Origin of the sequence: Neochlamydia sp. TUME1, from assembly GCF_000813645.1 — a bacterium.
Classification (GTDB): domain Bacteria; phylum Chlamydiota; class Chlamydiia; order Chlamydiales; family Parachlamydiaceae; genus Neochlamydia.
Genome location: NZ_JRXI01000199.1, coordinates 1 through 11,305 on the forward strand (window position 1 = coordinate 1; position 11,305 = coordinate 11,305).

At 36.7% G+C, this 11,305-nt stretch carries 12 protein-coding genes, 1 tRNA gene and 1 pseudogene; 7 read left to right on the top strand and 7 right to left on the bottom strand.

The genetic code is table 11. The features are described from left to right. The first annotated feature begins 385 nt into the window (after positions 1-385). The 3 genes from DB41_RS09165 (at position 386) to DB41_RS09175 (ending at position 2,722) form a co-directional block, all read left to right on the top strand. Positions 386-754: an IS630 transposase-related protein gene (locus DB41_RS09165; RefSeq protein ID WP_039386532.1), complete on the top strand. Its 369-nt coding sequence runs from the start codon at positions 386-388 to the stop codon at positions 752-754. A 167-nt stretch (positions 755-921) separates the two neighbouring features. Next, entirely contained in the window at positions 922-1,239 is a 318-nt protein-coding gene (locus tag DB41_RS13090) for a transposase (protein WP_039386534.1), read from the top strand. A 607-nt stretch (positions 1,240-1,846) separates the two neighbouring features. Then, positions 1,847-2,722 (top strand): hypothetical protein, encoded by an 876-nt coding sequence (locus tag DB41_RS09175; protein ID WP_039386536.1) that lies wholly within the window; start codon positions 1,847-1,849, stop codon positions 2,720-2,722. Positions 2,723-2,769: 47 nt separating this feature from the next. Here the strand turns inward: DB41_RS09175 and DB41_RS09180 are convergent, their stop codons facing one another. Together DB41_RS09180 and DB41_RS09185 are read right to left on the bottom strand one after the other, a co-directional pair. Next, positions 2,770-3,669, bottom strand: a complete 900-nt coding sequence (locus DB41_RS09180; protein WP_052244074.1) for a polyprenyl synthetase family protein — start codon at positions 3,667-3,669, stop codon at positions 2,770-2,772. Between the two features lie 49 nt (positions 3,670-3,718). Further along, positions 3,719-4,402, bottom strand: coding sequence for a UDP-N-acetylglucosamine diphosphorylase (locus tag DB41_RS09185; protein WP_039386537.1), 684 nt, complete (start codon positions 4,400-4,402; stop codon positions 3,719-3,721). Between the two features lie 542 nt (positions 4,403-4,944). Here DB41_RS09185 and DB41_RS09190 point away from each other — a divergent pair. Then, a complete protein-coding gene (locus DB41_RS09190) occupies positions 4,945-6,069 on the top strand; it encodes a methyltransferase (protein ID WP_039386539.1) in 1,125 nt (374 codons plus the stop codon). A gap of 619 nt (positions 6,070-6,688) precedes the next feature. Here DB41_RS09190 and DB41_RS09195 read toward each other — a convergent pair. Continuing rightward, positions 6,689-6,763, bottom strand: a tRNA-Pro gene (locus DB41_RS09195). An 11-nt stretch (positions 6,764-6,774) separates the two neighbouring features. After that, entirely contained in the window at positions 6,775-7,029 is a 255-nt protein-coding gene (locus DB41_RS09200; RefSeq protein WP_039386540.1) for a hypothetical protein, read from the bottom strand. A 206-nt stretch (positions 7,030-7,235) separates the two neighbouring features. Here DB41_RS09200 and ung point away from each other — a divergent pair, with 206 nt between their 5' ends. The 3 genes from ung to DB41_RS09215 all read left to right on the top strand — a co-directional run bounded on the left by ung (position 7,236) and on the right by DB41_RS09215 (position 9,892). After that, positions 7,236-7,925 carry a uracil-DNA glycosylase gene (gene ung / locus DB41_RS09205; RefSeq protein ID WP_039386541.1) on the top strand — a complete coding sequence of 230 codons (690 nt, stop codon included), beginning with the start codon at positions 7,236-7,238 and terminating at the stop codon, positions 7,923-7,925. A gap of 340 nt (positions 7,926-8,265) precedes the next feature. Next, positions 8,266-8,664 carry a hypothetical protein gene (locus tag DB41_RS09210; RefSeq protein WP_039386542.1) on the top strand — a complete coding sequence of 133 codons (399 nt, stop codon included), beginning with the start codon at positions 8,266-8,268 and terminating at the stop codon, positions 8,662-8,664. 64 nt (positions 8,665-8,728) lie between these two features. Further along, complete coding sequence (locus tag DB41_RS09215; RefSeq protein WP_039386543.1) at positions 8,729-9,892, top strand: hypothetical protein; 1,164 nt, start codon at positions 8,729-8,731, stop codon at positions 9,890-9,892. Between the two features lie 143 nt (positions 9,893-10,035). Here DB41_RS09215 and DB41_RS09220 read toward each other — a convergent pair whose 3' ends face one another. From DB41_RS09220 to DB41_RS10945, 3 genes and pseudogenes are all read right to left on the bottom strand, one after another. Further along, positions 10,036-10,341, bottom strand: a complete 306-nt coding sequence (locus tag DB41_RS09220; protein ID WP_080502493.1) for a hypothetical protein — start codon at positions 10,339-10,341, stop codon at positions 10,036-10,038. Then, positions 10,314-10,640: a transposase gene (locus tag DB41_RS13095; protein WP_155117652.1), complete on the bottom strand. Its 327-nt coding sequence runs from the start codon at positions 10,638-10,640 to the stop codon at positions 10,314-10,316. The genes DB41_RS09220 and DB41_RS13095 overlap by 28 nt, the downstream gene beginning before the upstream one ends. After that, positions 10,537-10,884, bottom strand: a pseudogene (locus DB41_RS10945) (transposase); the annotation flags it as partial. The pseudogene DB41_RS10945 and the gene DB41_RS13095, both read right to left, overlap by 104 nt. Positions 10,885-11,305: the final 421 nt, after the last annotated feature.

Sequence of the window (11,305 nt, forward strand, 5' to 3'; positions counted from 1 at the left end):
CAAGCTTTCAATAGAGGCCGAAGAGATAGGATGCATTTTATTTCCTTGGGTAGGGATGACTTTTCAGCATTTTTACTTTTTTAAAAACAATATAAAAAAAATTAAAAAAGCAAGTCAAGCGAATTGGTATCCTTATCAAGGAAAAATAGCTCGCAGATAATCTACCACGCTTTTATTTCAGATAGATTTAAGGAAAGGGGGGGGGGCCTTCTAAGCATTTAGGAGCAGTCACAGATTTTGGAGATTAGTTGACACGACAATTTTGGTTTGGGTAAAAGAATGAGATTGATTCTTTACCTTATTTGAGAAAATGGCTCTTTTTGATGCTTTGTTTTATAGTTATTTAAATTCTATTTTTCTAAGTACATATGTATAATCAATTGGCATGGTATATTCACACGATTTAAGAAAAAAAGCTTTGAATTATATAAAGAATGGCGGCTCAATGGCCACAGCTAGTGTTGTTTTTGGCGTAACAGTTCGCACGTTAACAAACTGGATTAAGCGGAAAAAACAAGGTGATCTAGCTCCCAAAAAAAGACGGCCAAGCCCCAGTAAAATAGATAGTGAAAAGCTAAAATTATATATAAAGCAAACTCCTGATGCCTACCTTAGAGAAATAGCTGAGGGATTCGGAGTGACAATAGCTGCAGTTTTTTATGCCTGTAAAAGACTGAAAATCACTTTAAAAAAAAGACACCCTTCTACAAGGAAAGAGATGAGCATAAGCGAGAGGAATTTAGGCAAAAGCTAGAATACATTCCGGAAGAAAATAGAATTTACATAGATGAAAGCGGGGTAAATGCCTACTTACAGCGCCAACATGTAAGATTACTTATAGGAAAAAAAATTTATTGTGCTCTAGCAGGTCGTTCATTTGCTAGGGAAAGCTTTATAGCAGCTAAATGAAAGTCCAAAACTATAGCTCCTTTTTGTTATACAGGTACTTGTAATTCCCTTTTGTTTAACTTTTGGCTAGAAAAAATATTGATACCCGAACTTAAAGCACGACAAGTTCTGATTAGGGATAATGCTACCTTCTATAAATTGCAAACCACCCATGAACTTATCAAAAAGGCAGGGTGTGAAATTTTATTTTTGCCGCCTTATTCTTCAGATCTAAACCCTATTGAAACCTTTTGGGCTAATTTTAAGAAAATCGTAGCAGCAAACTTAAATAAATTTCTACTCTTGCTCAAACCATTGATTACTCTTTTTAAAGTATATGTTGATAATTAGAAATATAAAATTTAAATCACTATATATAGACTCTTTGGTACCTTCAGGACGAGGAAGGTTAAAGCTAAAAGGCGGGCAAGCTCTAAAAAACAAGAGAAGAGATGCTTCAAAAGTTGTTAAAGGCTTAGGAGTAGGCGTTAAAGCTAGTCAGCTTTAAAAAAAGCTCTGCTGCTATCCTAGCAGATTGCTTGCTGGAGCAGGAATGCCTTCGCTTTAAAAAGCATGGCAAAAAATTCTCGGTAGAAAACTCTCGCACAGGGAAACTAGCTTGTTAGAGCTGAACATTATATATTCAGAACAGCGATTATGAATAAGCTGGCAAAAATTAAAATGACTCCTGGCCAATGGGTACTAACTAGATGACAAAGCATACTAGAAGACTATGCCTTAAACAGAGGAGGTAGTACAACATTTTCGTGGCACAGCCATTAATCCCAATTACCAAACCTTTTTAACCTTCTCCATTTTAAAAACCTACCTTATTTAATTAATTAGTTTTTACAAAACAAAAAAAAATAATTAAAAACAAATGTTTCATATAATTAATAGTTTATTATATTATTGTTATAGTGTTTTATTAGTAACCTATTAATTTAAGGAGATAGAGATGAGTAGTCCCATGCGCAGAGTAGAAGAGGTAAAAGATTTTAAAATGAATAAAATCTTAGGGAGCTTAAATAGCATGCCTAAGCAAGGCGTCTCATGGAAAGGTCATACATGGAACATAATCAAGGATAATTTAAATAGCTTTATAAAGAGCATTAGAACAAGACATTGGATTTCCGGTAAGCAATATAGAAATGATAAACTTTCCGAGACATTAAAACTGCTTAGCGCGACTGTTATTACAAAACTTAAAGGTACGATGCAGGAATCTAATTTAGAAATCCAATTAAATTCTTCTGACCAGGAAATAGATGGCTACTCGTTGCATCAGGCAAATTATCTTTTAGCCCTAGCGGTTAAAACCCATGCAATGAAGATAAATGAGATATTGGAAAAAATTGATACCCCAAGATTTAATGCAAAAAATGCAAGCTATCTAAATAGGATCAAAGCTACTGTAAGGGGCTTAAATAATAGCTGTCAAATAGGTTTAGAGGCCGAGACAGATTTTATCAATAAAGCTCAAGAAAAAAAGCTTAAAGATTTTAATAGAGAAGAAGAGATGAAAATTCTACCAGATAAGCTGCATGAAGAATTAAAAGCTCTACAAGAGGCTCTAGGCAAATACATCAATCCTTTAAGTAGCGAGGAAGAGGATAGGAGTTCGCGCATGGCAAGAGATAGCTTGGGCCTGGCAATAGCGTCTATTGATACTGGCATAGAAGCAGAAGAGCTAAAAAAAGAATCTAAAAGAGCTATTAAGCTTACGGAAGGTTTTTTAAAAGAAGCTTCTATCTCCTCCGAGGAAATAAAAACTATTCTTGGTAAGCTAAAAGCGACTCATGAGCGCTATGCAAACTCCTTAAAGAAGGATTAACAACTCTACGCCTACCTAAACAAAATTAGCGCGGGATTTTCCGCGCTTTATTCAACTTTTTCCGAATTGATTTGCGAAGTAAGCAAGTCACATAAAGTGCTTAACTCAGGGACATCCAGATTAAGCTGCTGGCTTATCACTTTAAACGCCTCTATTTCCTCTAAAAACATTTTAAAAGCATCTTCTCTACCACACTTGGCTACCAAGTTGACTAGCTTCCCTTGATGGGCATCCTGCTCGACATCTCCAAAATCATCAGCAATTTGAAAAGCCATGCCAAAGTGATAAGCAGCTTTTTTTATATCTGCAAGTTTATCTAAAGCTCCTCCTCCATACAACCATCCTAAGACAAAAGAAATCTCAAATAAAGAGCCCGTTTTCATCCGAATAATTTCTTTCAGGGTGTTTATACTTAGATCAGGAGGATAGATATCTAAAAATTGCCCTCCTGTAGCCCCTAAAAGGCCTGTATTAAATGTGCAGTTCTCTAGAGCAAGAAGGCAAATCCTGTCACTCTGGGCAGCATGAAGGGCTCCCGATAAGCTTAGTACTTTTGCATTCTTAGCAAGAAACTCATACCCCGAGGCAATTAAAGCATAACTAGCTAATAAGGCTAGAGATTCTCCATAGACTTTATGAGCACTAGGCTTATCCCTTCGCACATCATCGTTATCCATACAGGGCAAATCGTCCGCCAATAAAGAAGCGGTATGGAAAAACTCAACAGCAAGGGCGGCAAAAGATACATCTACTGGGGCCTTCAAAGCTTTAGCAATTACTAGTACTAAAAAGGGGCGAAAACGCTTGCCACCATTCATTAAGGCATACTCACAGACGTCACGCAAGTTTGTTTTAGGGCCTAGAAGAGCGATAGCTTGTCGCAAGCTTGATTCGAAAGCGAGCTGGTAGGGTGCTAAAATGTAAGAAAAAGGATCATTTTTAATCATAGACAGTAAGCTTTAAGTAATTTTAATAATTAATTTTATAGTAAGACTTTTAAAGAGGAGTAATGATCGCTTTTTGAGATGAGCGAATAAGTTGGTGGGAAGCTATATATCCTCCTGCATTTACACATGGATAACAGATCACCTTTTTCCCCCATAAAGTTCCTGGATTGGTTACAGAATTACAACCTATTTGCGAATCATCGCCTATAATAGCACCAAATTTTTTTAAGTTTGTTTCAATGAAGCTCCCATCTAAATAGATAGAAACATTTTGACGATTTAATCTCAGATTAGCACATTTTGTTCCAGCACCTAAATTTACACGCGAACCCAAAATGGTATCACCAAGGTAAGCAAAATGACCAGCTTGAGCTTTATCAAACATGATAGCATTTTTCACTTCGGTAGCATGGCCAATTACACATTCATTTCCAGCAATGAAATTGCCTCGAATGTAGGCACCATGACGCACACTACAATTTTGGCCAATGATACAAGGACCTTTAATATAAGCACCAGGTTCAATAATAGTACCTTGACCGATAGAAATTAAATGAGGATTTACCAAATAAGTTCCTTGTGGAACAGGAGCTTCAATTTCTCCTAACGCAAGAGTTTTCAGGTAGGAGGGGATAAGAGACAAAGCGTTCCATACAAAAGTACAACTCTTAAAAAGTTTAGCATGCGCAAAGGTAGTTAGATCAAAAAAATAGTCAGGCGAAAAATTATTCATAGCTTAAAGGTATAATAGAAAAAAACGAAGAATACAAGATTATTCTTGTAGACAAGGGAGGTAAATAATAATTTTAAGCATCTTTAAGCTAAAGAAGAATATAGTTCTTAATAAATTTATTCTTCTTCCTCTTAAGGTGTGGAAATGTAGATAACCCTATCTATTTACTTCTGTTCTAAGTCCGTCGATAAGTTGTTGATAGAGTGTTGAAAAGCTGCCAGTTAATAACAATTTAAGCTTATCGACAGGCCTATACACAAATTCATGAACCTAAATCACCCTACTTATGAACAGAGAATTTTATTTCTTTATTTCTCAAAATTAAATTTTTTTGACATTCAAGAGTTGCTTATTCATAAGGGGGAGAAAAAAATTAACGACTTAATGGATGGATCTTCTTTCTCTAATCTACTAAAGAGCCTTATAATCTTTTTCCTCAGTAGCTAATTCTCCCCTCAGGTATTTGAATATCAAGGCTTGGAGAATAGCTATTAAAAAAGCTCTAAGGAATAACTACTTTACAATTTTTTATAAATTTTTTCATGAATACTTATAAAGATATCCATTGTCCTCATTTTGCTATCTGTTCAGGTTGTACAATCAATAAAGATGTCGATAATCCCCCTCTTTTGAAAGAAGTTCAAAATTTTTTTTCTGAACAGAACGTGCCTTTTAATTATTATTCTGAGCAAGCGGTGAAATGGCGTTACCGTGCTAAGCTGGCAGTGAGAGGCTCTGCTGAAAACCCTCTTATCGGCCTTTATGAAAATGGGACTCATCAAGTAGTAGATATACCCTTATGCCGAGTACATCATCCTTCAATTAACCAAGCCGTTGAAAAATTAAAAACATGGATCAAAGCTTATAAAATCAAGCCTTATAATGAAATCACTCAGGAAGGGCTATTGCGCTATGTCCAGTGTGTTGTTAATAGGTCAAGCGGACGTGTACAGCTTTCCCTAGTTCTAAATGCTTCTGGCGGAAGAGAAGAGCTTTTAGCGGCCAAGCTTTTATGGGAGCTAGATCCCCATGGATGGCATTCAATATGGATTAACTGGAATCAGCAGAGAACAAATGTAATATTTGGCAAAGAATGGGTATTAGTAAAAGGCGAAGAAGACCTGTGGGAAACGCTTGCGGGCGCTAAGGTTTGCTTTCACCCAGCTAACTTCGCCCAAGCCAATTTAGCTGTATTTGAAAGGTTGTTAAATGATTTGAAAAGTAGCCTAATAGCTAAGGAAAAAATTGTTGAATACTACGCTGGCGTGGGGGTGATAGGTTTTTCATTAGCAAAGAAAGCTGAGAAGATTGAATGCTGTGAAATTAACCCTTGGGCCCGAATTTCTTTTGAAAAAGCTCGTCAGCACCAAGGTTTTTCTCATATTTCTTTAGTTTCAGGCTCCTCTTCTTCCCATACAGAACTATTAAATCATGCAAATGTAGTCATAATAGATCCTCCGCGTAAGGGCTTAGATCGCTCCTTGCTTAGTGCTTTGCTTGAAAATGAATTTCCTCAAGAACTGCATTATATTAGCTGTGGCTGGAACTCTTTTAAACAAGATTGGAAAGAATTAACAAAGAGCTGGCAACTTATCTGTGCTCAAGCTTATTTATTTTTTCCTGGCACCAACCAATTAGAAGTTGTAGCAAAATTTAAGAAAAAATAAATAATACACTTTCTAGCTACGCCTTATGCAGCCTTGTACTTTATAAAATCGCTTTTATTAAGTAGAGAGGCTTTTTTCAGGGCGGGTAGGTGACTAAGCTTTTTGATCACTTTAACGTGCAAAGCTCTTTCTTGAGCAGCCATAAGCTAGTTTTAAAGGCTTATAAAGCAAGGCTATATGAAGAAGTCCTTACTTATCCCCACTGCTTTGCAGCCGTAGCATAAGTCTCTTAATTCCCTTCTTAATTTCTAATCCTTATCTTCCCCATATAAGAATTTTTATATGCTTTGAACAGTCTACCTACTTTACCATAAAGGGGAAAATCAAATCTTTATACGCAGAATCTTTTCACGCAGGGTCGTAATTTTTTAACTTATAAATCTATGAAGGGTGGTTCAAAAAGCCTCATCTTTCCAATGATAATATCATTTCTATAGCTTGATAAGCTTCTTGGGCTCACGCATATTGCGGTAAAAGTTAAAGAAGAAATCTTTAAGCGTAGCCGCCTATCTATGAAATGTCTTAAACAGCGTACTAAAGGAAGAAATAATTTAAAAACAAAGCTTTAATGCGCTTGCATTACTTCTAAATAAAAAAATTTAGTAAAGAGGAATAAGAATCTGAGTGAGAGGATTCGAACCTCCGACCCCTTGCACCCCATGCAAGTGCGCTAGCCAAGCTGCGCTACACTCAGATAAGAAATGATTAATTTGCCGTCATGCCTTCAAATTGCATTTCAGTTTTTTTGAAATCCCTGACAGCCATACGAGCACAATGTTCGATAATTTTTTCCAAAGGATCAGTCGGGTCTACTTCAGCGGCACTTATATCTACAGAAATAGAAGCGCTAAAGGAGGTACCACCTCTCAATCCTTTTACTTTAAAGTTGGCAAAAATTCCATCTTTTTTCTTTGATATATTGATAAAACGAATTAAATTGTTTTCAGCTATATTCATCATATGTATCCTTTAAAAGGCCATATGATAAAGGCCTTCTTCCTTTATCGTCAATGTTTTTAAAAAGATAATAGAGGGCCAGGAAAACTTTTTAGCAAGAAGATTAGTGCTTAGGATAAGCATTAAAAGCATAGAGGAAAGAAGCTTTATAAGTTTTACTAGGGACATTTGAAAAGGTTTGTTAATTTCTTTTAAATTAGGAGAAGATTATGACAGGATTTGAGCTTGGATTGTCTTGGCAAAAAGCTTTAAAAGACGAATTACAAAAGCCCTATTTACAAGAATTAGAAGCATTTGTAGAACGAGAAAGATTTCAAGGTTTCAACGTCTTTCCTCCACGTGAATTAGTCTTTAATGCTTTTCGCATGACGCCATATGAGTCTGTCAGAGTAGTTATTATGGGGCAAGATCCCTATCATGGACCCCGCCAAGCGCATGGACTTTCTTTTAGCGTCCCTGAAGGCGTCCGTCCTCCCCCTTCTTTGCAAAATATCATTAAGGAACTTAATGCAGATGTCCAAATACCTATGCCTAAGCATGGGTGCTTAATCCATTGGGCCGAACAAGGTGTTTTATTGTTGAATGCTACTCTCACTGTTCGGCAAGGGGAGCCCTTGTCTCACCATGGAAAGGGCTGGGAACGTTTTACCGATGCGGTTATTGAACATTTAGTAAATGGCAGAGAAAATTTAATTTTTATCTTATGGGGAAAGTCGGCGCAAGAGAAATGTCGTCATATCATCGCTAGCCATGAGGAAAAAAAGCATCACATTTTAATGGCAGCTCATCCCTCGCCCTATGCAGCTCAACAAGGTTTCTTTGGATGCCGCCATTTTTCTAAAGTCAATGACATATTGCGCACCAAAAAGCAAGAACCTATTGATTGGGCTATACCATAAAATAATGGCATGCAAATTGCTGAGTATTTCTTCTATAAAATCAAAAATTTTATAAAAGAATCTAGCAAATCTTTGCTAACTCCTAAGGTAGCTAAATGCTTTATTTTTAAAAACGGCAAGAAAATTCCTCTATCTCACGGGAAAACTTAATAAGTTTTAAAAAAAAGAAGAATGCTTTGTTTTAACACAATGCTGCAGAAAAGGATTTTTTAATAAAAAATTAGTTTGTGTATAGTTTAATTGAAATAAAGATGTGTTATTTATTATAATATATTAAAGAGCTCTATCTCTTAGTAGTAAATTTTTCTGCTTCTTAATCTTTTAAAGTTTGGGTAAATTTATGATAATTGAGCAGGATCTAAAAAAGCTTTTTCAAAAGTTAGATCACGATCAGGTCTTACATCTCGAGGTAAATGAAAATGAGCTAGAAATAAAAGTTTTTGATGGGGCTTCGAAAATATTTTTAACTACTAGGATTTATAATGGAGATAATTTTATTCCAAAAAGTGTAAGGAACGGGATTGCAAGAAAAGCTCCTTGGAGTCGCGCCTCTATTAAAACTTTCCTTTCCGTCAATGAAAATCAATATCGTGTAGATTTAAATTATTTAGGCTTATTACAACAAATGAATGCGCAAAGTTTTGCACTTTTAATGGAAGACTTTGCACGTCTTGCCTATGGATGGAGAGTTTATCTAGACGAACAGGACCAGAACGACTTAATACATGTGCGTGTATAACTTTAAGTTTTCTTCCTATTTATAAAGAAAGAAATCTTTATATTTACCCCTGTAGGACTAATCTATGCGTATAAACTTTGATACCACTCATATTAAAAAATTTTTGGACGATTCTTCTGAAAAATATGTGGTGACTTTGAATGAAAATTCACAACGATTTGTTCCTTTAAGGCAAACATCCATTTTCCACAGGATAGCGGCATGGTTTGGCTGCGGGCCTCTTAGCCTTAATAATATAGCGAATTTCATCAGCCATCATAACGAGAAAATCAATCAAAAGTTAACTCCTGCAAATCAGATACTTTTTTACCAAAAACTTATTGGAAAATGCTTACATTACAATAGCAACTATATTCACGCCTTCTCTCATGTTCCAAATTCTGTTTTAAGTGCTTTTGAAAAGCATGTGCCTATGTGTAGTGACGCCTTCTTTTCAAAAGAAACGACCTATCATTCACGGGAGGATGGATTAGATGGAAATGTGGACTTCAGCTACTCGAATAGGAGACTAGGTTTTGGGTATGTGGTAGATGGCGCAGGGCATAATAATCCATATATGCAACCCGTATTACAAGAGTTATTGCGAAAATTTACCCAGTCTTATGAGCAAGCTCTAGAGTCGCGTAAGTTCAAAACAATTGAATCGGCACAACAATTCTTAACAGATCAACTTGGACAATTGGCGCGGACCTTAACTTCAGATTCGCGGCCTATCCATAAAAATTCCAGTACTTTCGAAGACCCCTCTTATCATCCCGCTATTAGTTTTGCTCAAACTATTAAAATTGGCTCCAGTTACTATTTACTCAGCGTAGAGCTAGCAGACACGATGATTGTTATTAAAAAAGCAAATGGAACCTTTGATACCTCTTTAGCTATTTCTAGGCCTGATTTTGGCTTAGGAAGCGGCACAATTAATGTGCACACTACCCCCATTAGTCCGGGGGATACCATTATTGGCTTTTCCGATGGAATTGGTGAATATTTAACTTTAGAAGAATGCACGGAAATTATCTCAAGCAGCATGCCATCTAATCTATTAGAAAATTTTAAAGATAAAATTATTGATAAGGGCAAAGAATTCACAAAGAGAGTATCCGATACAAGTATGCGTCGTGAAGAGGACATACAATCAGCTAACCAATCTAGATATATTAAATATCATACTTTTGACGTAGCCAGCCCGCGTTATCATGATGATATTAGCCTATTTGCTCTGACAGTTTAAAAGCCTTTTATAGCTGTAGCAGATACTTAGGCTGACCTGTTTTAACCTAAAAAAAATTCTTTACCGCACCTATTTAAAAAAATCGTGAATTTTCTTTTAGTGCTAGCTTAAATAAGGATATGTGTCATTAACTGGCGGCCTTGTTACGTAAATGATCTAATAGCTCGTCTGTTAAGTACTATCCCTAAGTTAGCACCCAATGCCCTTTGGGGCATTCCAAGCTTTGTCGTCTTATTCATAGCCAAAGATTTAGCATATAATTCTGCTTGCTGATAGGCTAATTTCCTAGAGCGAAAGTCTCCTCCAAAGCTTCTTTTAAAGCGGTACATCGCCGTTTCGGCAAGCGATCTTCTATGATAGCCACAAAGCTTCTTCCAAAGCTGCCTAGCCTCATTATCTGCTCCCAAGCTTTGAATGACTTTTAAAGCATCATTTCTTTTTTCATCCAAGGTTTGTCCGTCTCTTGGCTTGGCCTTCCTCCTCTTCTGGTAGGTACCACAGGATCTATGCCTCGAACATAAGATGATCGATAGAAAGCTTGTCTATCATAAGCGCCATCTCCACAAACGATTTTTACGCTTTTTGGCAGCTTGGAGCACATCTGGCTCGCTATTAAATCATCGGCTTCATTACTCGAGGTTAACTCACTCAAAATAATCTCGTGCGAGTCTGGGCAAACGCTTAAGTGAATCTTTCTCCAAGTCCTCTGCTTTGCCATGCTGGCGTACTTTCCACTCTCCTTCGCCATAAACGTTCACCCCAGTGGAGTCAAAAACTATGTCTGTCGGACGCTTACGGCTTAGCTTTTTAAGCTCTTGCCCAAGCTCCTTAGCACGTCTGCAAATGCGCGTATAACAACGAACAGGCAGTCCCAAAGCCAGCAAAGTAATCAGAGACAAGAGAAATCCTCGCAAAGTGCGAAAGGGCAAATGATAAACGGCCCTAATCATCAACGCGCATAAGATAGCGTCAGCGGAGTAAATTCTTGGGTGCCCCTTCTTTCCTTAAGCTTTTATTTTCCCTCCATCCTTTAATGGTTCCATCCGAGAACCATAAAGTTATGCTTCCTCTTTGCACTAAAGCTTTGTTATACTCGGACCAATTACGTATACGGTAAGTAAGCTTTTTGGCTCTTCGGAGGTTTGTGTGGTAAAAGATTTCTTTAATGCTAAAAGTAGTTAAATAAAAATAGCATTTGTCACATCCTAGTGTTTGCAAACAATAAAGGAGAGTGAACAAATGCTAAATAATGATTATCTAACAAAGCTTATTAATGTGGAAGGGGTAAAGTTTAAGGATATTTATATTTAGGAGGATACAGTCAGAGTTTTAATTACTCGTATAAATTCTACACGGCTATGCCCATACTGTGGTCAGCCCACGTTTAAGTTAGTTGATATTAAGCCAAAAGTT